Annotated in this window: 16 protein-coding genes and 1 pseudogene; 9 read left to right on the forward strand and 8 right to left on the reverse strand. The window is 34.4% G+C overall.

Translation table 11 applies throughout. From position 1 onward, the window contains the following. Positions 1 to 1,476 precede the first annotated feature (1,476 nt). Positions 1,477 to 3,957, forward strand: coding sequence for a putative PEP-binding protein (locus F6K23_RS16420; protein WP_293157470.1), 2,481 nt, complete (start codon positions 1,477 to 1,479; stop codon positions 3,955 to 3,957). 723 nt (positions 3,958 to 4,680) lie between these two features. Continuing rightward, entirely contained in the window at positions 4,681 to 6,639 is a 1,959-nt protein-coding gene (locus F6K23_RS16425; protein WP_293157473.1) for an NHLP bacteriocin system secretion protein, read from the forward strand. Positions 6,640 to 7,011: 372 nt separating this feature from the next. Here the strand turns inward: F6K23_RS16425 and F6K23_RS16430 are convergent. After that, a pseudogene (locus F6K23_RS16430) lies at positions 7,012 to 7,221 on the reverse strand (DUF2442 domain-containing protein); the annotation flags it as partial. A gap of 59 nt (positions 7,222 to 7,280) precedes the next feature. Further along, positions 7,281 to 7,886 (reverse strand): hypothetical protein, encoded by a 606-nt coding sequence (locus tag F6K23_RS16435; RefSeq protein ID WP_293157476.1) that lies wholly within the window; start codon positions 7,884 to 7,886, stop codon positions 7,281 to 7,283. A 164-nt stretch (positions 7,887 to 8,050) separates the two neighbouring features. On the opposite strand from F6K23_RS16435, the gene F6K23_RS16440 reads away from it, so the two are divergent. Together F6K23_RS16440 and F6K23_RS16445 are read left to right on the forward strand one after the other, a co-directional pair. Further along, positions 8,051 to 8,278, forward strand: coding sequence for a type II toxin-antitoxin system Phd/YefM family antitoxin (locus F6K23_RS16440; protein WP_293157479.1), 228 nt, complete (start codon positions 8,051 to 8,053; stop codon positions 8,276 to 8,278). Beyond that, on the forward strand, positions 8,278 to 8,667 hold the full coding sequence (locus F6K23_RS16445) for a type II toxin-antitoxin system VapC family toxin (RefSeq protein WP_293157482.1): 390 nt from the start codon (positions 8,278 to 8,280) through the stop codon (positions 8,665 to 8,667). The genes F6K23_RS16440 and F6K23_RS16445 overlap by 1 nt, the downstream gene beginning before the upstream one ends. Positions 8,668 to 8,696: 29 nt before the next feature. Here the strand turns inward: F6K23_RS16445 and F6K23_RS16450 are convergent, their stop codons facing one another. The 3 genes from F6K23_RS16450 to F6K23_RS16460 all read right to left on the reverse strand — a co-directional run bounded on the left by F6K23_RS16450 (position 8,697) and on the right by F6K23_RS16460 (position 10,709). Then, positions 8,697 to 8,948, reverse strand: coding sequence for a DUF2442 domain-containing protein (locus tag F6K23_RS16450; protein WP_293157485.1), 252 nt, complete (start codon positions 8,946 to 8,948; stop codon positions 8,697 to 8,699). A 17-nt stretch (positions 8,949 to 8,965) separates the two neighbouring features. Further along, positions 8,966 to 9,214, reverse strand: a complete 249-nt coding sequence (locus F6K23_RS16455) for a DUF4160 domain-containing protein (RefSeq protein ID WP_293157488.1) — start codon at positions 9,212 to 9,214, stop codon at positions 8,966 to 8,968. Positions 9,215 to 10,382: 1,168 nt separating this feature from the next. Then, positions 10,383 to 10,709 carry a hypothetical protein gene (locus tag F6K23_RS16460; protein WP_293157491.1) on the reverse strand — a complete coding sequence of 109 codons (327 nt, stop codon included), beginning with the start codon at positions 10,707 to 10,709 and terminating at the stop codon, positions 10,383 to 10,385. Between the two features lie 282 nt (positions 10,710 to 10,991). Here F6K23_RS16460 and F6K23_RS16465 point away from each other — a divergent pair, with 282 nt between their 5' ends. Continuing rightward, positions 10,992 to 11,225 carry a hypothetical protein gene (locus F6K23_RS16465; RefSeq protein ID WP_293157494.1) on the forward strand — a complete coding sequence of 78 codons (234 nt, stop codon included), beginning with the start codon at positions 10,992 to 10,994 and terminating at the stop codon, positions 11,223 to 11,225. Positions 11,226 to 11,369: 144 nt separating this feature from the next. Then, the gene (locus tag F6K23_RS16470; RefSeq protein WP_293157497.1) at positions 11,370 to 11,519 is read left to right on the forward strand and encodes a hypothetical protein; all 150 of its coding nucleotides are present in this window, start codon (positions 11,370 to 11,372) and stop codon (positions 11,517 to 11,519) included. A gap of 473 nt (positions 11,520 to 11,992) precedes the next feature. On the opposite strand, the gene F6K23_RS16475 is transcribed toward F6K23_RS16470, so the two are convergent. The 3 genes from F6K23_RS16475 to pgsA all read right to left on the reverse strand — a co-directional run bounded on the left by F6K23_RS16475 (position 11,993) and on the right by pgsA (position 21,459). Then, complete coding sequence (locus F6K23_RS16475) at positions 11,993 to 17,362, reverse strand: NHLP family bacteriocin export ABC transporter peptidase/permease/ATPase subunit (RefSeq protein WP_293157500.1); 5,370 nt, start codon at positions 17,360 to 17,362, stop codon at positions 11,993 to 11,995. A 761-nt stretch (positions 17,363 to 18,123) separates the two neighbouring features. After that, a complete protein-coding gene (locus F6K23_RS16480) occupies positions 18,124 to 20,052 on the reverse strand; it encodes an ABC-F family ATP-binding cassette domain-containing protein (RefSeq protein WP_293157503.1) in 1,929 nt (642 codons plus the stop codon). An 888-nt stretch (positions 20,053 to 20,940) separates the two neighbouring features. After that, positions 20,941 to 21,459, reverse strand: a complete 519-nt coding sequence (gene pgsA, locus F6K23_RS16485) for a CDP-diacylglycerol--glycerol-3-phosphate 3-phosphatidyltransferase (protein WP_293157506.1) — start codon at positions 21,457 to 21,459, stop codon at positions 20,941 to 20,943. 46 nt (positions 21,460 to 21,505) lie between these two features. Between pgsA and F6K23_RS16490 the strand changes: the two genes are divergently transcribed. The 3 genes from F6K23_RS16490 to ggt all read left to right on the forward strand — a co-directional run bounded on the left by F6K23_RS16490 (position 21,506) and on the right by ggt (position 25,367). Then, positions 21,506 to 21,742 (forward strand): hypothetical protein, encoded by a 237-nt coding sequence (locus tag F6K23_RS16490; RefSeq protein WP_293157509.1) that lies wholly within the window; start codon positions 21,506 to 21,508, stop codon positions 21,740 to 21,742. Positions 21,743 to 22,085: 343 nt separating this feature from the next. Beyond that, complete coding sequence (locus tag F6K23_RS16495; protein WP_293157512.1) at positions 22,086 to 23,339, forward strand: transposase; 1,254 nt, start codon at positions 22,086 to 22,088, stop codon at positions 23,337 to 23,339. Between the two features lie 252 nt (positions 23,340 to 23,591). After that, positions 23,592 to 25,367 (forward strand): gamma-glutamyltransferase, encoded by a 1,776-nt coding sequence (gene ggt, locus F6K23_RS16500; RefSeq protein WP_293157515.1) that lies wholly within the window; start codon positions 23,592 to 23,594, stop codon positions 25,365 to 25,367. Positions 25,368 to 25,795 lie beyond the last annotated feature (428 nt).

Consider the following 25,795-nt stretch of genomic DNA (forward strand, 5'->3'; position numbering starts at 1 on the left):
TAGACTATTTACTGATATAGCACTACAAGGATTGGTTAGGACATTTTTCAATCCTGTTTCCTGACGGATTCCGCACCGAAAATCCTTTTAAGGAATAATTTATCCAACTCATACTAGGATTTATCTCAAAATCATTATAGCTACTTCGCAAATTAAACAATTTCGTCTTAATCAAAAAATAGGAACTTTGATAATTGGGCAAAGTAAGAACTGGAAGCAGGAGATAAATTTAGGGAAAGGAAATAATCAAAATTTTGTCTGTGTTCCCTATAAAAAGGAAATAGAAATGTTATCTTATAAAGCCAAGATGGTAGGGATAGATTTCATTAATTGATAATGGATAATTACCTCTGGTTAAAACCGCTCTTGATTGAATATAAGGAGATATTATTTCTTTCCCCCCCCTTAAAAGGGTCGGCTTTAAACCAGAATTATTTAATTATTAATGATTAATTATTCAGTAATTATTACAGAAGAATCTTATACCAAATTGATAAATGTTTGTTACAAATATCTAGGGTCTTTCTGAGGAGTCAGGACTCAGGAGTCAGGAGTCGTATGGAAATAGCTTTAATACCATTTTTTAGCGTGTAAATTATCTTTTTAGTCAAAGGGATATCTCCTGTAAAGCCTTTTTATCGCTCTTACTATTCGTAACATTCTTTTTTCTAATTGGTATTACACCTCAAAAGCAAGTTTTATAGATAATGATTTTCTTCCTGTGTACAAGAAAGGTCAGAAAAATCAAGTCACCTTTTCTGGAAAAAGAATAAAAAGAGGTTTGTATCGTAACGCCAGTAAAGGGTTAATTAGGCCTTGCTGATTAAATCTAAAAGTCTTTCTTTATAGATAAAGATTTTAGCCTTTTTAAGTCTCAAAAAGTGCGATATTTTAAGTGGTAATGGTTCAATTAGGAGCGGATTTTGCTCAAGATTTGGGCAGAAAAATCATTCTTACAATTGTTACTCCTACCTCCTCGCTCATTCGCATTTATCCTGTCTCCTGTCTCCTCCCCCTACTAAAAGACTTTTTCAGCAAACCCTAATTAATGAGGTCTGTTAATGGTTCTCTAAACATAATGATAAAAGTAGCTCCCTTTTGTCTTTGACCATGGGAATTAGGATATTCTAGTTCACCCAGTAATTAGTTATCGTATCGCTTAGTCCTCAGGATTCAGGAGAAAGAAAGGATTAATCAACATGATTTTTTCAATTCATATTTATGATTAACATCTTTCAATAATTGATAATTGATAATGGATAATTGATAATTACCTCTTCCTTTTAGGGAGAGGATTGAATAAAAGGAAATTTTTTCTCTCTTGGTCGATTGGATATGGCGAGGAGACCTCGCCATCCCTCGACCGCTTGTTTCTCCTTTAAAGGAGAGGCTTTAAATCTTAATTATTCGGTTAGTTTAGGAAGTGATTTTGCGATTATTGTATAACCGGATTTTATATTATGTGACTATATTTTTATGAACTATAAGTTTTACTGGCTAGATCAAATTAAATCCTCAGACTGGAAAACAGTGGGAGAAAGAGCTTTTTATTTAGCTCACCTTATGAAGCAAGGTTATCCAATTATTCCTGGTTTTGTCATTCCAGCAAATAGCTTTTGGCAATTTTTACAACATATTGATTGGTCTGACCCATTATTAACTGACTTCCCCAATTCTGCATTACATTTTAATGTCAATAACTATCAACAATTACAACAAATTTCTCAATCAATTAACTACAATATTGCATCTACAGATTTACCATCCGAGTTATTATTATCTCTAGAATATGCGATTAAGAATCTCAATGCCGAAGTCTTAAGTTTTAACCTTGACTTAGCATCTCCTTACCTAAAAACTTTAGGCATATTAGAACCAATAATTTCTCAAACTAGACCGGAAGAATTTGTCCCAGGAATTAAACAAATCTGGGCAGAAATATTTAATGCTAAAAGTTTATTATATTGGAATAGTCAGCAAGTTGAAATTCCACAACTTCAACCAGTAGTTATAGTACAACCCGTACAGTCAGCGATCGCTTCGGGAAATATTCAAGTTTTTACTAATAGTTGGAAAATTCAAGCAACTCATGGTTTAGGAGTATCTATTGAGCTGGGACAAGTTCTCCCTGATTCTTATATAATTTCTGCTGAAAATTGCACTGTAGAAAACAAGAAGTTAGGTAATAAAATTATTGCTTATAACCTTGATGCAAGAACTATTAAAGTTAGGGATACAGATACATGGCAAGGAAATTATCATACTCAAATTCCTCTTCCCAAAACTTTAGCAGCACTGCAAATTTTTTTATTGCCAGAAGAACTACAAAAAGAATTCGTTTTAGAGGAAAAGCAATTACAATCATTAATTCAATTAACTCAGGATATAGCCAATAATATTGGTACTAATTTCGGAGTAAAATGGAGTTTTTTCCAAAGGTCTAATGATGCAAAATTTGAACTCTTAATTACAGATTTTGAAAGATTTCCACAAGAGGATAAAATTTTGGCACAATTGCCACAATCAGCAAAAGAAGAAAAATCAATATCTATTCCTAATACTAAACATCCTATTGTCAAAGGCATAGTAGCATCATCAGGAAAAGTAACAGCTAAAGCTATAGTTATTAAAAATATTCCTCCAGAAGTAGAAGAATTTCCTGACAAAGCAATTGTAGTTGTAGCTGTAATTATTCCGAGTTATTTACCATTACTGAAAAAAGCTTCTGGAATTATTTCTGAACAGGGCGGTATCACAAGTCATGCTGCAATTTTAGCTAGAGAAATTGGGATTCCTGCTATTGTAGGAGCGACTAATTCTACCAATATAATTAAAACAGGCGACCATTTATTCATTGATGGTAATAATGGGGCAATATATCTGGCAAAAGAAGATAACTATTATCCTCATAAATTTGAGATGCCAGTAGTAGAAAATTCTCTGAAAAATCAAAATTTACCACCAATAGGAACTAAACTGTTCGTTAATCTCAGTCAAATTAATTCAATTAAAAAAGTTCCAGATTCGCTGATAGATGGAGTAGGATTATTACGGTCAGAGTTAATGGCTATTGAACTTTTAGAAAATCATCATCCTTTATGGTGGATACAACAAGGTCGTCAACCAGAATTGGTCGGTCTAATTGTGAAAAAGCTTAGTCAATTTGCTGTAGCTTTTACTCCTAAACCAGTCTTTTATCGTTCTCTTGATTTAGCATTATTTAACTCTAGCGATGGGGAAAAAACATTTACTAAAATGCCAGAAGAATTTATAACTAATTATTCTGAAAATCAAGATAACCAGACCAAGTCAAATCTTCATAATCATCGGACTAATTATTCTAATCCTATACTAGGACGACACGGTACATTTAGTTATATGCTAGAACCAAATTTACTAGATTTAGAAATAGATATTTTATCTCAAGTATATGAATTGGGTTATACTAACGTTCATTTAATCTTACCATTTGTACGTTCTGTAGAAGAATTTCAATTTTGTCATAGTCGTATTCAAACTAAATGGGAAAATCGACCTAATAATTTCCAAATTTGGATTATGGCAGAAGTACCATCAGTTTTATTCTTAATACCTGAATATGTGAAAGCTGGTGTTCGGGGTATTGCTATTGGCACTAATGATTTAACTCAATTATTGTTAGGTGTAGACCGAGAAGAAGAACAAATGGCAAGTGCTTTTGATACTCGTAAACCAGCAGTAATGAGAGCCATTCAACAATTAATTTATCAGGCTAAAATTTCTGGTATTCCTTGTTCTATTTGTGGTGATGCTCCTGCTTTATATCCAGAAATAATAGATAATTTAATTAGGTGGGGTATTACTTCTATTTCTGTTAATGTTGATGCTGTGGATAAAACTTATAATTCAATCGCTCGTGCGGAAAAACGTTTGATTTTAGAAGCAGCTCAAATTAAGAATTTAGATGATAGGTTTTAGGTGGTTTGTAAGCATTCAGCTGTCAGCCATCAGCTATCAGCTATTGGTTTTAGTTTACGATCAAAGCAATATTTAATTGTCTTACTACAAAAAATTGGTTCCCTTGACTTTAAAGTCAGTTGTTAATTTCAACACTATTCTTAAAGAGAAAGTCTTGTTGCTGTTTGCGCAGCATTCCGCAGGAAAAGCTGACTGCTAATAGCTGAATGCTTACGGTGGTTTTATAGAATCCCTAAGCGCATCTCTAAAAATTTAGGTGTACGCTATTATTACTTAACTTATATCTTTTATCTTTTCCTCAAAAGACATTTCCAATTCCTCAAAAATCAAATCAATTATTGTAGAGCGTGTCATCAATTCTTCAAAGGCAAAAGATATCTTGGTTTAATGTCTATAATCGTTACAAACATTACTGAACTATTATTATTACTTAATAACTGAAGCCTTGATGAAGTATAGTATTATTTTTGGGAATTGGTATTATATAAAATCTAGTGTAAAGTTATACCTGTTGGGTTGCTAGATACGCTTAACCCAACCTACTAAACTGATACCAATTCACTTTAAAGATGTCACAATTATACTTCTGTGAAAGAATAAGCTGAAATTAGTGTATAACCATTACTTTAAGTTTATAGACTTTCACTTCTGACTTCTGATTTTTGACTTCTAACTTCCGTGAAACGGTATGACTACTCCCTACTCCCTTTACTAATAACTGAAATGACCGACTCCCCAAAACGCCGTATGTTTTCTCAAGATTCATGGGAACAGATATCTTCCCCAGAAGAATTTGACCAATTAATACAAGTAGTTACTATCAAAGACTGGCTATCTTTTGCCATATTCGGCGGTCTAGTATTAGTTGGTATCTCATGGAGTATTTTTGGGAAAATACCTATTACTGTAACTGGGAAAGGAGTATTAATTCGCCCCCGACAAGTAGTAGAATTTCAATCAGCAATTCAAGGTAATTTAGAATCTCTGAAAATTAGAGATGGAGAGTGTGTAAAAAAAGATGATGTACTGGCAACTATCGATCCATCTAAGCTCAAAAAACAGTTAGAGTTACAACAGCAAAAGCTAATTCTTCTCCAAACTCAAGCGGTAGATACTCAACAGTTAGAAAGTCAACGCACTGAATTAGAAATAGATGGTTTGACAAGTAAAGCTGAAAGTTTAAAACAACGTTTGCAAGATACTCAAAATCTTACTCCTACCCTACAAAATAATACTTTAAAAGCACTCCGGGAAAAACGTCAGACTTTGGAGCAACGTTTACAGGATATGCAAGCTGTTACTCCAATATTAAAAGAGGAAAAATTACAGGAAATTAACCAACAACGAACAAGTTTAGAAAAACGTTTGCGAGATGCTCAAAAATTAACTCCCGAATTGAGGGATAAAAAATTACAAGTTATCGCTGAACAAAAAGTTACTCTTCAGCAAAGGTTAGAAAATGCTCAAAATTTAACTCCTGTTTTGCGGGAGAAAAATGAACTGGCATTGCAACAACAACGAGAAAGTTTACAGCAACGTTTGAAGGATGCTCAAGAGTTAGTTCCTGTTTTTCAAAAGAGACTAACAGAACGCCAAGAATTATTTGATGAGGGTGCTATTTCTCAAGATAATTTATTACAAACAGAACAAGAATTTCGGCAAAATTTACAGTCTATTGCTCAAATTGAAGCTGAATTAAGACAAGTAGAAGTACAGGAAGCAGAAACTACTGAAAAATATTTACAAAATTTCAGTAATATTAGCGAAATTGAAGATCAAATCAAGGATTTAGAGTTTGAGGAAGTAGAAACTAATCAGAGATATTTGGATAATATTAATACTATTAGAGAAATTGAAACTCAATTACAGGCATTAGATTCACAAAGGACTGAAAATTCTAAACAATTTCTGGATAATCAGAATCAAATTAATGAGATAAAGGTGCAGTTGCAGCAAGTTAAATTGCAAGAAACGGAAGCTATGGAAAAGTATTTGGAAAATCAGAATACAATTGCGCAATTAAATGTAGATTTACGGGATTTAGATACCCAGAGAAAACGTTTGGAACAAGAAAATTTAGAAGCAGTTAATAGTCGCAAAAATCAAATAGCAGAAGTTAACCGAGAAATTGCTCAACTAGAAAAACAGGTGGCTGATAATAGTAAAATTCTGAGTCCGATAGATGGATGTATTTTGGAAATTAAAAGCACTGTCGGACAATATGTAAGTCCTGGTACTTCTCTGGGTAAAATTAATGTTCAAGGAAAGTCTACATCTGAATTAGTAGCGGTTAGTTATTTCCCTGTTCAAGATGGCAAGCGGATTAAGTCTGATATGGAAATTCATATTACTCCTGATACTGTGAAACGGGAAAGATTTGGCGGGATTATTGGGAATATTACTTCTATTTCTAATTTTCCTGTGACTAAAGAAGGTGCAAGTTTTGTAGTAGGAAATCCAGAAATTGTAGAGAATATTATTGGGGAAAGTGGAGGGCAAGTTGAAGCTTATGTTCAACTGAAAAAAGATGATAATACTTTTAGTAGTTATGAATGGTCTTCAAGTAAAGGACCTCAACAAAAATTAACTGCTGGTACGACTATAACAGCACGAGTAAGAGTTGAGGAAAGAGCGCCTATTACTTTTGTTTTACCAATTTTAAGGGAGTGGACTGGGATTTAGAAGTCAGAAGTTTGAAGTCAGAAGTCAGAAGTAAAAATTTTTAAGTCAAAAGCCATGTCAAATCAAAAGTCAAAAGTCAAAAGTCAGTTTTTTAAGTTACAGCAGATTCCAAGTATATGAAATACAGATATTAATAATTAAATTTTCTCAGTGCGAGCATCTTGCTCGCGTGGGTGTACCTCACCTTTGTTATGCAACGTCCCTACGGGGTTATCATTTTTATAATACTGTAGGGGTTGGGTCTCCAAATCCAAGGAAAAGTGGGATTTGCTTTCCAAATCCCTACGGTAAAATGTTAAAATCCATTTAGGACTACTGTATTTTCAATTGGATTTGGAACTAATTTTTTGCATGACTAATATCCATAAAAGATTAAAATTTTTCTTCTGTACCATTAATCCAAATTTCATATTCACTTATATCAATTTCATCGTTCCAAATAATTCCACTTCCTGATGAATCTATTTGAAAATTTTTGAAGAAAGCAAAGTTTTTTAGTGGCAAGAACATTGGTTTATCTAATAATTTTTGAATATTATACTTTCTTGTCTGGTTATTGGAGAAATGCACGAATAAGGTGTAGTTATCGACTACTTGAGCTTATTTTATTTTAGGATAGAGCATAAATTTAGAGTGATAATTTACTTTAATGTCTGAAACGGATGAGATAAAATAGCTAAAAGTTTGTCGGTGTCTCTGATGTAATATTCTCGCAAATCGATACAGAGGAGATTACCTTCTAAGATTAGAAACTGCCAGATTATCCCTGTTGTTACAGCTCCATAAATGGGCAAATTGATATTATCTCTCAAGTTAAATTTTTGAGCAGCAATCATTTCAGCCATACACTGGGGTAAACCTCCTTTAATATTTTCATTCTTGGCTTCAACTAATGTCAACACTGGACGACATATTTCATAAATTTCTCTTGAAGCTGTTAAAATAAAGTCACAATAACCGTTTAATCCTAACTCAGAATCGATATTGAATTCTGAACCAGAAAAAAAACCTACTTCATTTTTATATATATGTCGAATTTCTAATAGGGTAGGGGCAATTAAAAGTTCAGAACGGGCTTTTTCTGTATTGATAGCACTTGCCAGAGGAATATTTCTTTCTAAGATTTGTTGCAGAAATTCGCTTACTTTTACAGGAGCAATGTCAGCAAATAAATTTTTTGATTCGTCTACTGTCAAATCAAAGCGATCGCTCACTTCAGCTATGGTTTTAAATTCACTGTAGGACATGGACTTCGGCTCCTTGTTATGTTAGAATTTAGCTATTCCTAATAAATAGCTTAGTTCATCTTACATTCTGATAATTGCTAAAATAAGAATTTTTCCTGGCTCAAGTTCATTGCCTTTGACTTTTGACTTAAAATTTAATTACTTTTAACTTTTAATGTGAAAATATGGAAACTATAGATATTAATCAAGCTGTATTACAAATCAATCAATTGCTAGAAATGGCTGCGGAAGGAAAAGAAATTATTATTACTAAAAATCACCAACCAATGGTAAAATTAATATCTGCTAAACCTCAAACAAAACGACCTCCTTTGTTTGGTAGCGATCGCGACCGTATTTCTATTAGTGATGATTTTGATGAGCCTTTGGTAGACTTCAAAGAATATATGTAATGCGACTCTTATTAGATACTCATAGCCTGATTTGGTTCTTTACTGGTAGCTCTAATTTAAGTGATACTGGACGTATTTTAATGGAAAACCCGACACATCAAAAACTAATTAGTTTAGCTAGTGTCTGGGAGATGGCTATTAAACAAAGCAAGGGAAAGTTAACTTTAACTTTACCCTTAGAGCCTTATATTGAGGAAAAAATTAAATTAGAAGATTTTGCAACTTTGCCGATAAAATTAAAACATTTATCGTTAGTTAGTAACTTACCTTTTCACCATAATGACCCTTTTGATAGATTATTAATAGCTCAAGCTATTACAGAAAAAATACCTATCTTGAGTCGAGATTCTATTTTTGACCAATATAATGTTAATCGGATTTGGAATTGATTTTTTTAATGACTAATATCCATAAAAGATTAAAATTTTTCTTCTGAACCATTAACCCAAATTTCATACTCACTTATATCAATTTCATCGTTCCAAATAATTCCACTCCCTGATGGATCTATTTGAAAATTTTTGAAGAAAGCAAAGTTTTTTAGTGGAAAGAACATTGGTTTATCTAATAATTTTTGAATGTTATACTTTCTTGTCTGGTAATTAGAGAAATGTACTAATAAAGTGTAGTTATCGACTACTTGAGCTGATTGAATTTTGGGATAGAGCATAAATTTTATTTGATAATTTATTTTAATGGTGGTAATTTTCTAAATTCTTGGGTATTCCACATTTGTAATAATTCTGTTTCATACATTGATGCCCATTCTACTACCATTTTTGTGGCTCTATTTGGCAAATCACCTTCAATAATTTCCAAAGTTTCTAGATTAAATAGAGCATTATATTCTCCATAAATTGCATGAAAATGAGGAGGAGGATGGTCGGCAAAAAATAATTTAATGATAATTCCGTAAAATCTGGCAACTTCAGGCATTGGTTTTATTCCCAAAAGTAAATTATTAAAAAAACTATACTATTAAATGACCAAGAATAACTAATTGTGATGAAAATTTCACTTCTATATATAGATAAGCGATCGCCTCAACCCTCTCCTCAACTTTTTGCCATTTTTCCTAAGAGATGAAAATTTTACTTCTATATATAGATAGTCAAAAATTTGCCAGAGACTTTTCCAGATATTTGCTCAATCAAGAGATAAGTAGATATTTTTTGAAGTGGAGCGATCACCTCAACCAGACCCTCAACTTTTTACCAGTTTTTGTCAGAGATGAAAATTTCACTTCTATATATAGGTAGTGAAAAATTTGCCAGATACTTTTCCAGAATATCTGCTCTTTCTAGAGATAAGTAGATATTTTCTTCTCTCAGGGAGCGATCGCCTCATGCCTTCCCTCGACTTTTTGCCAGTTTTTGTCAGAGATGAAAATTTCACTTCTATATATAGGTAGTGAAAAATTTGCCAGATACTTTTCCAGAATATTTGCTGTTTCTAGAGGTAAGTAGAGATTTTTTGTGGACTGTTTAATCTTAAATGTTGCAATAGAAAAGTGTCTGGAGATTGCTTCACTGTCGTTCGCAATGACAAATCTAATGCACAGTTTTAGATGAAACAGTCCACTACTAGACTTCTGCTAACGCCAATGGTGCGTTACTTGAAGGTGGTGTGATCGGCCCACCCTAAGGACGTAAGGACGGTCGCCCGTTCCGTATGTACGTGGAGCCACCAGCCCCCCCGCGCCCACACGACAAGGATGGTCGCCCGTTCCGTATGCATGTGGAGCCACCAGCCCCCCCGCGCCCGTTACCAGCCACTTTCTCTAGTTCCAGAAGGTCAAGTTCTTCATATACCCCCTTAGGGTTATGCGCTTTTTTCCCTTGGGTCGCTTTTTCCACTGTTTGTTGCATAGTGGTTCGGTTGTCCATTTCTTATTTCTTTCCTTATAGCTTTACACATAATTATTATATATCTTAATTTTTTTTCAAATATTCAAATATTGAACATTTCTTATTCATTTCACATTCTATTGATATTATTCAAGTTGTGTTTGGCTCATGTGAAGATGAAGATGTGTATGATCCCAAAAATACTAAGATGTATGTGACCCTGAAGATATGGCAAACGTAGCCCATCACCCCCCTTCTCATGCCAACTGACGACTAACCAACCGCCGAAACAACCCCTCCTCTTCCATCAACTCCTCAAACCCCCCCTTCTGCACTACCCTTCCCTGAGATATGACATAAATAACATCGGCATTCCGAATGGTACTCAAACGATGAGCAATAACAACGCGAGTCACATTCAACTGCTCCAAACTCTCAGTCACGATCGCCTGAGTTTTATTATCTAAAGCACTGGTCGCTTCATCAAACAAAATAATTTTCGGCTGCAATATCAACGCTCGTGCAATTAACAACCGTTGTCGTTTACTCTGGAAGAATGTGCCCATAAATATGGCTTGTGTCAAAAAATTCTAACTATTGTCCAACAGATGAATTAAATATCAATCAAGAGAAACAGAGCGATCGCTACTTTTTGCGCGTAGGAAATTTCCACTACTGTCTACTTCTTCCATACCTTTTTTGTGGAGATATCAAATGGCTGGTCTCAAAAAAATTCTAACTATTGTCCAACAGATGAATTAAATATCAATCAAAAGAAACAGAGCGATCGCTACTTTTTGCGCGTAGGAAATTTCCACTACTGCTTACTCCCTCAATAGCTCTTTTCTGGAGAGTTCAAATGGCTTGTGCCAAAAAATTCTAACTATTGTCCAACAGATGAATTAAACATCAATCAAGAGAAACAGGGCGATCGGGAAGGAGAGATCAAATGGCTTGTGTCAAAAAGTTCTAACTATTGTCCAACAGATGAATTAAACATCAATCAAGAGAAACAGGGCGATCGCTCTATTTTGTCAAAACATTTTTCAGTCTTTCGAGATTGGATGTTTGAGCAACTTCTGTTTTTTCTGAGGAAATGAAAATTTCTATATATAGATAGTCGAAAATTTCGAGGGAGACTTTTCGAGAATATCTGCTCTTTCTAGAGATAAGTAGATATTTTCTTCTCTCAGGGAGCGATCGCCTCTTGCCTCCCCTAGATTTTTTGCCAGTTTTCTGACAAGATGAAAATTTCACTCTTATATATAGGTAGTGAAAAATTTGCCAGAGACTTTCCCAGAAAATATCTGCTCTTGAGCGAGGTAAGTAGATATTTTCTCTTTGTGGAGCGATCGCTCTTTTTGTCAAGACGTTTTTCTGTCTTTCAAGGTTGACGCGCCACTACTGCCTTGTCAAGATTAAAATACACCGAGTCGTAATGTGGTACGAATAATCTGCTTTGAATTCTCTTTTTGGTCTGCCCATGTCTCCTTAGTTAACAGTTATCAAATCTAAAAAGGTCTAGTTCTTGATATTCTTCTCCCTTCTTCACCCCGGAGGCCATTGCGGCAGTTTCAGTTTTAGTTCGAGTTTCGCGGTTGGCCATTTTTCCTCTCCTCGTGTTTACGGTTTTACGAATTATAGACTTTACCGTCCCTATCCACACAATAGCATCCGCATTTTGTCGTAAATATTCCTTCTTTCAGTAGTTAGGGTGCGTTACGCTATCGCTAACGCAAGCCACAGCACCCTTAGGGTGCGTTACACTCCACTTCGTTCCACTAACGCACCCTACTGGACTGGTGTAGCTTTTACCTTTTGACTTGAAAAATTCTTACTTTTGAATTTTGACTTTTGAATTTTGAATTTAATTTGCCAACTGACGACTAACCAATTTCCGAAATAACCCCTCCTGTTCCATCAACTCCTCAAACCCCCCCTTCTGCACAACTCGCCCCTGAGACATCACATAAATAACATCGGCATTCCGAATGGTACTCAAACGATGAGCAATAACCACCCGCGTCACATTCAACTGCTCCAAACTCTCAGTCACGATCGCCTGAGTTTTATTATCTAAAGCACTGGTTGCCTCATCAAACAAAAGAATTTTTGGCTCCAATATTAACGCCCTGGCAATAAGCAACCTTTGTCGTTGCCCCCCAGAAAGGTTACTTCCTCCCTCACTCACTACCGTGTGCATTCCCATTGGCATTTCTTCAATATCATCTGCAAAACCTACTTTCTGAGCTGCTTCCCATGCTTTCTGTGGACTTACTAACTCCCCACTACTGATATTTTCATAAATACTACCCGTCATTACTTTCCCATTTTGCAGCACTACTCCTAATTGTTGTCTAACTGCCTCTAAGTCTAATTCCGCTAAATTTTTACCATCATAAAAAATATTTCCCGTTTGTGGTTGCTCGAACCCCAATAACAAACGGAATAAAGTAGACTTACCACTACCAGAGGGACCGACAATGGCGACAAATTCTCCTGGTTTGACTTCTAAACTAATATTATGGAGTACGGTGGTGACATTAATTTCTGGGAGATTTTTATCGGTAGTTTCTGTTGTTAATTTAGATTTTTGATTATAACTAAAAGTGATATTTTCGACAGAAATACCACCTTGTAATTCTCCGGGGTGAGCCAAATTAGGGTTATATTCAATGGGAGAATCTAAAATACTTTTTGCTCTTTCCCACAAAGGCACAATGCCAATAATATCAGTAATAGTATTACTTAAAGAAGTTACGCCACTAAGAAACACACCCATCGCCGAATTAAAAGCAATAAATGTACCGATATTTAAAGCGGGAGTTCCTGTTTGTTGAGCGGAAATAATAATCTGAATAGTAAACCAATAAATCAATATAGAAGTCACCAGAGAGACAACTTTATTAATCACAGAAATAATATCGTTAATCTGAAAAATCCGATTATTAAGTTGAATTTGAGGTTGATATTTTTTACCCCAAACGGCAAAAGCTCTAACTTCAGCAGCGGCAACTCGTAATTTTTGAATGCCGTTTATTAGTTGTACGGTTAAGCCTTGAATTTTCCCACTCAGCTTTTCTTGTTCTCGTTCAAAACGAATTAAAATTATGCCGGAAATCAAGGTTATTAGGAAAGAAATTAAACCAATAATTAGAACAATTAAAGCTAATTTTCGGCTATAGAAAAACATTAAACCTAAATTTAAGAGGGAAAATACGCCTGTAAAAATCGTCGTAATAACGGCACTATTGATTAAACTACTAATCTGACTAATAGCAGCAATCCGAGTTAATAAATCTCCCAAACTAAATTCTCGGAAAAAATTCGGATTTAGCCGAAAGAGGCGGTCATAAATTCCTGATTGTAAATTAATTTGTATCCCCTGAGAAACTTTGATAGATATTATTCCTTGGAGCAAACTAAATAAAGATTTTCCGATAGCAAAGGCAAATAAACCTATTGCTATTTGCCATAATAATAATTTGTCACTGTCAGGAATAGCATTATTAACAATAATAGCACTTGCTTGAGGAGTAAGCATACCCATGATACTGATTATTGTGCCTAAAATTATTACTTTAATTCCATCCCATTCATAACTTTTGATGGCGAATAAAAATATCTCCCAAACATTTTTTACCTGGAAAGGGAAGGGGCGATAAAAAGTAAATGCTGTTGATGATAAAGTAGCAGCAACTTTTTGATTTATGGGAATAGATGTTTGAGTTTTTGGGTTGTAGAGAAGGTAGTTATTTTTGTAGGGTAATAAAGCAACGGGTATATTTTCTGATTCTAGCCAACCTAACAAAGCACCAGATTTTTTTTGCCACCATTTATCTTTTAATTTTACTGTCCGGATTCGACACCGGGAAGCTTTAACAATCTCTTGTAAATCTCGTTGATAATCAGCAGGAGATTTTTTTTCTGGGGGGATATTTGGGAAATTTTTTGCTTGTGTAGATGGTGGTTTAATTTCTATTTGGTTGGCGCGACCTATTGCTCCTACTGCTATTAATAATAAGTCATTAAAGTTGGAGGTTATGGAGTTAGTTGTTTCTCGGTCGTATAAGACAGAAACAAAATTTTGCATAGTTTCTGTTTGACTGCGTTGATTATAGGTTTTGAGTTGTTGAGAATTGAATATTTCTGTTTGTTCTTCTGCCAAAATAGCTTCCTGGAGATAATTGCAAAAGTTATTGTTAATTGAAACAATTTGGGAAAAATTAGGATGTTCAGATTCGGCAAAAGATGGCAAGGAAAAATCATTTGGTATTGAATTGATAGATTCATCTACAAATTCATATTTTTGACTTTTGACTTTTGACTTTTGACTTGAAATGACTTTTGACTTTTGAATTGAAATGGCTTTAGAATTTTGACTTGTAATAAATTCATACTTTTGACTTTTGAATTTTGACTTTTGAATTATAAAAAGGTGGTTTAACCATTTTTCTACTAGAGGAATAGACAAACTCTTCAAATCTTCAGTTAAATCTATATTAGTAAGATTAATCTGGACTAATTCAGCTTTATCCAAAGCAATTCCTAATAATTTGCCTTGAGTCTGAGCATCGCAATTAAAAATTAACTCTCCCGGTTTAACTGTAAATAAATAATGACGATTTCCGATTAATTCTCCCGCTGATTCCAGAGAATAAAATATTTCCACTTCCCCAGATTTTACTAACCAGATAATTTGTGGAGATTCAAAAATTAGAGGTTGATTACCTTCCAGGAAATAATTTTCTCCTATGCTTTCTAACTGAGTCAATAACTGATTAGAAAAAACAGAATTTTCAGAAATATTTTTCTCTTGTATTTCTCCATTTATTCCTGACACCCAACTCTCTTCTTCCTTCATTCTGACTCCTGTACGGACGTTGCATGCAACGTCCCTACGACTCGTGACTTCTTCTTCCTTCCTTCTTCCTTCTTCTTTCTTCCTTCTTCCTTCCTCTACCTCTAATAATTCCCGATAATAAACACCCTGATTCCAAAGTTGTTGATGAGTACCCCTTTCTAATACTTTTCCTTCCTTTAAAACCAGAATTTCATCACAATCTCGAATCGTACTTAAACGGTGTGCCACAACAATACAAGCACAACCTCGACGACGCAAATTACGATCAATAATTCTTTCAGTTTCCGCATCTAAACTACTCGTTGCCTCATCTAAAATTAAAATCCGAGGATTATTTACTAACGCCCTCGCAATTTCCAAACGTTGTCTTTGACCCCCCGATAAATTCACCCCACCTTCCAACAAATTAGCATCATAACCACCAGTTAAAGTCATAATAAACTCGTGAATATTTGCATCCTTACAAGCTTGAATCAAAGCAGAATTACTAATAGTTGGATTCCATAAAGTTAAATTTTCTCGAATCGTTCCCTCAAATAAAAATATATCTTGCGCCACCATTGCCACAGACTTTGTTAAGACCGAGCGAGGAATTTCTCGACGGGCAATATCATCAAATAAAATTTCTCCTAATTTAGCTTCATATAAACCACAAACCAAATTAGCAATAGTTGACTTTCCAGACCCACTTTTTCCCACCAAAGCAACTCTTGAACCAGGCTTAATCAACAAATTAAAATTTTCAATTAATGGAGGTTTTAAAGGATTATAACCAAAAGTAATATTTCTGAGTTCAACTTTACCTTTTAATAGGGAATATGGAATTGAAAATATAGGCGGAGCATCTTGCTCCGCACCAGCATCTTGCTCCGCACCATCATCTTGCTCCGCACCATCATCTTGCTCCGCATCATAATTAACCGCATCAGGAATTGATTTTTCCAGCTTATTTCCTTCTTCAAAAATAGAACTTTCTACAGCTTCAGTAACTTCAATATCTTCATCAATAGGATGATCTAAAACATCATCAAGACGTTCCAAACTTGCTTCCAACTCTTGTAAACTACTGCCAAAATTAATTAATTCCCCCAGAGGATTTAAAAAACCAGAAGCTACAGTTTGAAATGCCACTAACATCCCTATACTCATTTCCCCCGCCATTACTTTTAACCCTCCTAATACCAAAATCATCCCAGAAGTAAAAGTGCTTAAAAAAGTTGGCAAAACAGTTAAAACTTTAGTTTGAATATTTAATCTTTGCTCCTCATTCATTACCTGAGAATATATTCCCAAAATCCGCGCAAAAATATAAGATTCTAAACCCCCCGCCTTCAGAGTTTCAATTCCTCCTAAACTACCCAAAAGATAACCAGATAATCTTCCCTTTTTTTCGCTCAAATTCAAACTTGCTTCAATCCGCAATTGTCGGAGCCAATATAATGCTGCCACATTAATCAAACCAAAAACTATAGTAATTCCAGCTAAAACTCCATTATAAAAACTCATTAAAACCGCATAAAAAACCAACATTATCGCATCAATTAAAGTATTTGCCACCCGACTCAATAATTGCACAGTTTGGTCATTCAAAGCAGCCCGAGAACTAATATCTCCAGCAAATCTTTGGGCATAAAATTTCATTGGCAACCGCAACAGATGCCAGATAAACTGACTATTCATCGTAATAGAAAGTTTAATAATTAACTTCCGCAAGAAAATATATTGCATCCTAGCAACAGTAAATTGCAGAATCGTTGTCACTGCCATTCCTACAAGTAAAGGGCGGAGCCAATCTTGCAAACCCTCCACTAAAACTTGGTCAACAAAAACCAAACTAAAAGCCGGAATAATTAAGCGAATTAAACTGAGAAAAAAACCAGCAATAAAAGTAAAAACAAGAGCATTTTTAGAGTTTTGTAAACGAACAGCTAAATAAGCAATAAAATTTCTTTTTTTTCCTCCTTTAACAAACTCTTCCCCCGGTTCCATCCGCAAAACAATACCACTGTAAGACTTAGCAAATTCTTCCTTACTAACCTTGCGTCTACCCAACGCCGGATCGTTAAGATAAGCAAATTTTTTATCAAAACCTTCTACTACCAAAAAATGATTAAATTTCCAAAAAATAATCACAGGTAAATCAATATTTTCTAAGAATTCAACGGTACTTTTTCCACCCTTAGCTGTTAAACCATATTCCCTTGCCGTTCTCACAATTTGCCCTGCATTAGTACCATCTCGACTCACACCACATTTACCGCGCAACTCCATTAAAGGAACTTCACGTCCATAATATTTAAGAATAATACCCAAAGATGCAGCACCACATTCAGTAGCTTCTCTTTGTAAAAAAGGCTTCGTTTTTACTCTCATTTGTTTATTGCTTATTATCAAGACATAATTTCGCCCTAAAAGAATAAATAAAGACAAAAAATAATTTTCGCTCATCCTATCCCTTTTCAGGAGATGTAATGATTAATTGTTATGCCAATTCTCATATATTAATACTATATTTAGGGTTTGCTGAAAAAGTCTTATGGGTGAGGGTAGGAGACAGGAAACAGGAGACAGGAGACAGGAGAAATGGGAACAAGCGAGGAGGTAGGAGTAAGAATTGTAAGAATGATTTTTCTGCCCAACTATGCGCCTAAAATACTAACTTTTTGAGCGTGAAGAGCTGAAAAACAGGCACTTTTTTTGAACCCAAAAAGGCTAAAACCTTTATCTGTAAATACTTTTAGATTTAATCAGCAAGCCCTATTTAGGCAACACTTCAGTTATTAAGTAATTAATACTGGCCTAATCGCATTTTTGCTAATAATTAGCAAGTTATACCAATTTGAAAAAAGAATGTTACGAATAATAAGTGCGATAAAAAGATTTTGCAGGAAATGTCCCTTTGACAAAAAAGAGAATTTACGACCTAAAAACTGGTATTGAAACAATTCCCATACGATTCCTGACTCCTGACTCCTGACTCCTAAGAAATAGCCTAGCTATTTGTAGCAAACATTTATAAAATTGGTATTAATGTTAATTATTCTTATGTTTACTTCTCCCCGACTCCCCTACTCCCCCACTCAAGAAAATGTAGAAAAATTTTTGATAGATGGTATTAATTATTTACCCTCCATCTAAGAATTTATTTCTGCTAACTCTAACCACCTTTCTGTAGCAGTATCTATTTCTTTTTCTAAACTTTCTACTTTTTCATGGAGTTTTTGAACTTCACTTACTTCTCCAGGAGGTGCATTATAAAGTTCATTTTCAGTCTTTGATTTCTCCGCTTCTAACTGAGCAATTTTTTTCTCCAAGTTCTCATATTCTCGCTTTTCTTTTGACGATAATTTTCTTTGTTTATTCTTATCCCAAGAAACCCTTTCTGATTTTTTTGGTTTAGCTGAAGTTTCCTTAGACTTTTCTGCAACTGCCTCAGCTTTTTTTGTTGCTGCTTCTACTTCTTTATAATCTATATAAAGAGAATAATTTCCTGGATACTGTCGTAAATTTCCTACTCCTTCAAAAGCAAAAATTCTCTCTACAGTCCTGTCAAGAAAATAGCGGTCGTGAGAAACAACAATTACACAACCATTAAACTCTTCCAGATACTCTTCTAAAACTGCCAAAGTTTGTACATCTAAATCATTAGTAGGTTCATCCAAAATCAAAACATTCGGCGCACTCATCAATACTCTCAACAGAAATAATCGTCTTTTTTCCCCTCCAGAAAGTTTATATACAGGAGCATATTGTTGATTTCCAGGAAACAGAAATTTTTCCAACATTTGAGACGCACTAATTTGAGTACCATCAGCAGTTTCCACATACTCTGCCACATCTTTAATATAATCAATTACCCGTTGACTTTCATTCATGGCATCCAATAAATTTTCTGAATGTTGGTCAAAATATCCTATATGTATTGTTCCACCAATTTCTACTTTGCCAGAATCAGGTTTAACTCTACCTGTAATAATATCCATTAGGGTAGATTTTCCCACTCCATTACCGCCAATAATTCCGACTCTATCTTCTGGGATAAATTCATAAGTAAAATCTTTGATTAGAGTTCTACTATCGTAGGACTTACAAACATTTTCTAACTCAATAACTTTTTTACCAATTCGACGACCAGGGGTAGAAATATCCACCTTTCCTAAAGCTTGTTTAAACTCCGTTCCTTGCATTTCTTCTATACGTTGAATCCTAGCTTTTTGTTTAGTGCTACGAGCTTTTGGTCCTCGCTTCAACCATTCTAATTCCCGACGTAATATTCCTTGATGTTTGCGTTGAGAACTAACAACTGATTCTTCAGCTAAAGCTTTCTTTTCTAAATAGTAGGAATAATTTCCCGTATAAGTAAAAAGATCGCCCCGGTCTATTTCAATAATTTTATTAGTAACTCTGTCAAGAAAATAACGGTCGTGAGTAATTAATAAAATTCCTCCTGAAAAACTATTTAAGTAACTTTGTAACCATTCTACAGACATAGCATCCAGATGGTTTGTTGGCTCATCCATTAACAAAACATCAGGGTCAGAAAGTAAAGCTGCTGCTAAAGCAATACGTTTACGATAACCCCCAGATAAGTTACCAACTTTGGCATCAAAATCTTGAATTCCTAATTTACTGAGGATAATTTTTGCCTTAGTTTCTAATTCCCAAGCATTGGTATTATCCATGGCGTGAGTTACTTCAGAAAAACGCGCCATTAGTTGATTATCTTCAGGGTGATGAGCTAATTTTTCTGATAATTCTTCATATTCTCGTACCAGTAACATTTGTTCTCCACTATCAGAAAAAACTTGTTCTAATACAGTATTATTTTCATCTAAATCTGGTTGTTGTGGCAAATAAATAATTCTGGCATTTTGATTAATCAAAATTTGACCACCGTCTATAGGTTCTAAACCAGCAATCATTTTTAATAGGGTTGATTTTCCAGAACCATTTGTACCAATTAAACCAACTTTGTCATTGGTGTCTAAACTGAAGTTAGCATCTCTTAAAACTTCCTTGATGCCAAAGTCTTTTTTTACTGATTGAAGTGTGAATATACTCATTTATTTAAGTCAAAAGTCAAAAATTAAATTTTTTTAAGTCAAAAGTCGTAGGGGCGAATGGCATTCGCCCGTACAAAAGTCAAAAATTAACTTTTTAAGTTAAAAGTCAAAAGTCAAAAATTAACATGACTACAGTATTTTTAAATTAAAAGTCAAAAGTCAAAAATTAATTAGGAGAGATTGAAGTAATTATATAATTATAAATATATATTATATAATCGGATTTTTTTTTAAGTTAAAAGTCAAAAATTAACTTTTTAAGTTAAAAGTCAAAAGTCAAAAATTAACATGGCTACACTCTTTTTAAGTCAAAAGTCAAAAGTCAAAAATTAACATTGCTATACTCTAGCACCTACTACCTAAAACATACTTCAACTATTCATATATTTGGGAGTAGGAGAGTAGGGGAGTAGGGGAGTGGGAGAGTGGGGGAGATTGAAGTAATTTAAGAAATTATCAACATATAATATATAACCAGATTCTATATAATTTCGCGCCTTCTGACTTCTTAAAGAAGTAGGGGAAATTGAATATTAAAGTAATTACAGAATTATCAATATATATTATATAACCGGATTCTTTTTTTAAGTCAAAAGTCAAAAGTCAAAAGTCAAAAATTAACATTGCTATACTCTAGCACCTACTACCTAAAACATACTTCAACTATTCATATATTTGGGAGTAGGGGAGTAGGGGAGTGGTAGAGTGGGGGAGATTGAAGTAATTTAAGAAATTATCAACATATAATATATAACCAGATTCTATATAATTTCGCGCCTTCTGACTTCTTAAAGAAGTAGGGGAAATTGAATATTAAAGTAATTACAGAATTATCAATATATATTATATAACCGGATTATATATAAAACCTACAACCTAAAACCTTCTTCAACTATTACTAACTTCTTGATTAGGCCATAAGTAAATTATTCCTGAAACTACTGTTAAAGCTACAGCTATCCAAAACATAATTATAGCCGGAGTTGCCCAAAATTCAGGTAAGGGGGCAATTAACAAAGAAATAGCAATAATTTGACTTACTGTTTTTAATTTTCCCCAAATATTAGCTCCTGAAATGTGTGTTTGATTAACACGCCAACCAGCTATAGTTAACTCCCTACCTAGAATTAAAAATACTCCCCATGCTGGTACTTTTCCTAATTCAATTAATCCTAATAAAGGTGCTAATACTAATAACTTATCTGCTAAAGGATCTAAAAATTTACCTAGGTCGCTGACTTGATTAAGTTTTCGTGCTAAATAACCATCTAAAAAATCTGTAACTGAAGCAATTAAAAATATTACTAGACATATCCAAAGATTCTGATTAGTAGGAGTTTTCAGAATGTAAAGAATCAAAGGTATTCCCAGAAGACGAGAAAAGGTAATCCAATTAGGTATATTCATAAATATTGTGGTAATTTTTAATTGTTCAAAGATTCATATTATAATTATGCCTGTATCAAAAGAAGAAGCAAAGCAATTATTAGAACGATTAATTTTTGACAAGGAACGTCCTCAAGATTGGGTGCAAGATGTTTGGGGAATGAGTCCAACTTTAGGGGAGACGGCAGCTAAGTTACTAGATGTTTTTGATGTATTAATTGCATCATGTCCAGAGACTAAATTAAATGATGTTTTGCAAACTTTCGATACAGAATTGACAGAATTATTTGATGAGGATATTTAGCAATTAACAATTAACAATTAATAATTAATAATTACTTATTATTAAAAGAAGGGGATTGACTAAAAGGAAAATTTTTGATTTTATCCCCTTAAAAGGGGAAGCTTAAAGCCTGAATGGTCCAATTATTAATTATTAACTATTAATTATTAATTATGAGGTGAACCATCCTAATTATTATTGAGATAAAATGGTTGATAATTTGCCATTTCTGAGTGTCCAACTTGATTCGGCAAGGAGTCTCCCGTGATAATCTAGCTATTTAACTGGAGGGGAATTGCCGAGCTGTAAATTAAACAGGTGTCGATTGCTGTTCAAATATAGCACTAAAGAGTAGTATAAAATTATGATAATTACTCATTGCTACAAAATTAAGCCCACTTGTGAACAGTCAGTCAAAATAGATTATTGGCTAGAACTGTTACGAAGGCATTGGAATTACGCACTAGGTCAAAGACTAGACTGGTTGAATAGAACCAGATGTCAAATTGACCGTTGCTCATTAATTTCATGCCCTATTGGCGAGATTCAAGAGTTACCAGATTACTATTTTCAGCAATCAGCACTTAAACAGACAAAAAAGTTATTTCCTGACTACAAAGAAATATATTCAGAAGTCCAGCAAATTAATTTACAAAGACTAGATAAAGCTTGGAAACGTTGGCTCATACCTGACAAAAAGGGTAAACGTGGAGGACGACCAAGATTTAAAAAGTCAGGGAAGTTAAGGTCATTTTGTTTCAGTAGAGTTAATCATCCCAAAGCAGTAATAAAATTTGATGGAAAACAAATAGTTACTACGAGATTTGGTGCTATTCCAGTCATAGTTCATAGACCAATTCCAGATAGCTTTACAATTAAAACTGCAACTATAACCAAAAAAGCTGATGGCTATTATGTTAGTTTCAGTTTGGAAGACAAGTCAGTTCCCAGTCTAATTCCTACAAATAATATTAAAACTGCAGTAGGTATTGATGTAGGGTTAAAAGAATTTTTAACTACTAATACTGGTGAAACTGTTTCTGTTCCTAAATTTTATAGAAAATCTCAATCTAATTTAGCAAGAAAGCAAAAAAAAGTATCTAGAAAAAAAATTGGGTCAAATAATTGGAGGGTAGCACAAAATAGAATAGCTAGACTACATCAACATATAGCCAGACAAAGAGAAGATTTCCACTATAAGATTGCTCATAAATTAGTTAAAGAATATGACTTAATTGCTGTGGAAGACCTAAACATTAGAGGTTTAGCTAGAAACACGAAACTATCAAAATCAATTTATGATGTAGCTTGGGGTAATTTTATTGAAAAATTGAATGCAGTGGCGGTAAAACGCGGTGTTCATGTAATAAAAGTTAATCCTCACAATACATCACAAAATTGTAGTAATTGTGGTCATAAAGTACCATTAACTTTATCAGTTAGAACTCACTCTTGTCATAAATGTGGAACAGTTTTAGATAGAGATGAAAATGCTGCAATCAACATTTTAAATAAAGCATTAAACGAGGTGGGTATCATCTTGTCTGCTTGTGGAGGCTTAGATGTTAGTCAGCCTGTGAAGCAAGAAACTTCTTTGTTTGAGAAGCTACCGTTATAATCGCTCTTATTTAACGGGAGAGAACTTCACCAGGATTAATTCCCTGTTGTAAAAGTTGATGGGCAATTTGAACTGCAAAGCAGCGATCGCTACTATGTTTAATTCCATATCAGGAAAGGTTTTGACATATAAAAAGCTCAAAACTTAGATAATGCAAGCCTCTTCCTTCTCTGGTAGAAAACTAATTGCCTAGATAACTAAAGGTCTTCTTTCTTCTGCTATAAATAAAAATAAATTTTATATACTTGCTAAATGCCTCAAATTTCATTACTTAAAACGAAAAGCCAAATATTCTTATCTACTTTTCTCACTATTTCCATTTCACTATTTGGATGTACTCAAAACTCTCCAAAATCTGCAACACCCATAGCAGAATTAAAACGCAGTAAACAAAGTATAGTAGTATCAGCTCATCCCTTAGCAAGTGAAGCAGGGGAATTAATTCTACAAAAAGGGGGAAATGCAGTAGATGCAGCCATTGCTACTGCCTTCGCTATTTCAGTAGTAGAGCCATTTTCCGCAGGTATTGGTGGAGGTGGTTTCTTGCTATTAGGAACTCCCCCAGAAAATCCTGAAATTCAGAAACAGTATAAAATTCAAGCATTAGATTTTCGGGAAAGAGCGCCCAAAGCAGCAACCCAAAATATGTACCTTAACTCACAAGGAGAAATCGAAAAAAGAGCAAGTTTAGATGGACATTTAGCAGTAGGAGTACCTGGAACTGTTGCAGGATTATATACTGTTCATAAAAACTATGGAAAATTAACTTGGTCAGAATTATTACAACCAGCTATTAATTATGCTCAAAATGGGTTTGAAGTAAGCGATCGCTTCGTTAATAGATTAGAAAGACGTTTAGAAGTAATCAACAAAAATTCCGCAGCAAGAGAAATATTTACAAAAGATGGAAAAGCATATCAGTCAGGAGATTTACTAATTCAAAAGGATAAAGCTCAAACCTTAGAAACCATTGCCAAAAATCCACAAAGCTTTTATACAGGCAAAATTGCTCAAGCGATCGCTAATGATATGGCTGCTAATGGAGGTTTAATTACATTAGAAGACTTAAAAAATTACACACCAATTTGGCGTCAACCTATCTGTGGCAATTTTCGACAAGCAGAAATTTGTGCCATGCCGCCACCATCATCTGGGGGAGTTCATCTACTACAAATATTGAATATTGTCGGCGAAACTAACTTGCAACAGTGGGGTAATAAAAATCCTGATACTATTCATTTACTAACTGAAGCAATGCGGGTTGCTTATGCCGATCGCTCCAAATATTTAGGAGATCCAGATTTTGTACAAGTACCTGTCAGAGAATTAACCAGTCGTAGTTATGCTCAACAGCAACGTCAAGCTATTAACCTCCAACAAGTCAGACCTTCCACTGAAGTAAAACCTGCATCACCAGAAACTCTAAAACGTTATATTTGGGAATCTCCAGATACTACTCATTTGACTGTAGTGGATGAAGAGCGCCAAGTTGTGAGTATGACATATACAATAAATGGTAGCTTTGGTGCTGGAGTAGTAGCGAGTGGTACAGGAATATTATTAAATAATGAGATGGATGACTTTGCTGCTGCTCCAGGAGTACCAAACTTATATGGTCTAGTGGGAGGTGAGGCAAATGCGATCGCTCCAGGAAAAACCCCCTTGTCAAGTATGACTCCTACTATTGTGACACAGGATGGTCGGTTAATTATGGCAACTGGTTCTCCAGGAGGAAGTACAATTATTACTACAGTGTTGCAGGTAGTGTTAAATGTACTGGAATATCAAATGAATGCTGCCGAAGCAGTATCAGCACCTCGTTTTCATCATCAATGGTTGCCAGATAGATTACTTTTGGAAACGGGAGGGTTTAGCGAAGCAACTGTGGATGAGTTGAAACAGCGAGGACATAATGTTGAAATCCGTGATGGTTGGGGAAATGCAAATGTAGTTGTGGTGGATGAAAGTGGGATGTTGGAAGCCGCAGCAGATCCTCGTGGAGAAGGAGAAGTGAGAGTGTGGGAGTAGGGGAGTTTCACAGGGGCAGGTTTTTTTGTGAAACCCTTATGGGATAAGGGTTTCAAGATTTAGAATCAGAATCGCTAAAACGCTTGCCATGCCTAGCTTTCGCAGTTTTTTTGTACAAAAAATCTACCCCTGTGAAGATCTGGGGGTAGACTCAGGTATAACCGATTCTAATAATAGAATAGAGGTAAATATATTTTACTTTTTTTCAAAAGTCCAGCTATTTAAGGACAACATTCATCTTACCATTCCCACACTTTCTTGATGCACTACATAATAATCTTGTCATCGGAACCAAATGAAAAACGATCGCTCCTAAAACAAACAAGCGATCGTTCTTATCTAATTATTTATAACTTTAGTAATTATATTTGCATTTTAACATGGAACTAGCACCAGCAGCACCAAAAGCTAACGAACCTAAAATTGAA

Source organism: Okeania sp. SIO2C9, assembly GCF_010672455.1.
Classification (GTDB): domain Bacteria; phylum Cyanobacteriota; class Cyanobacteriia; order Cyanobacteriales; family Microcoleaceae; genus Okeania.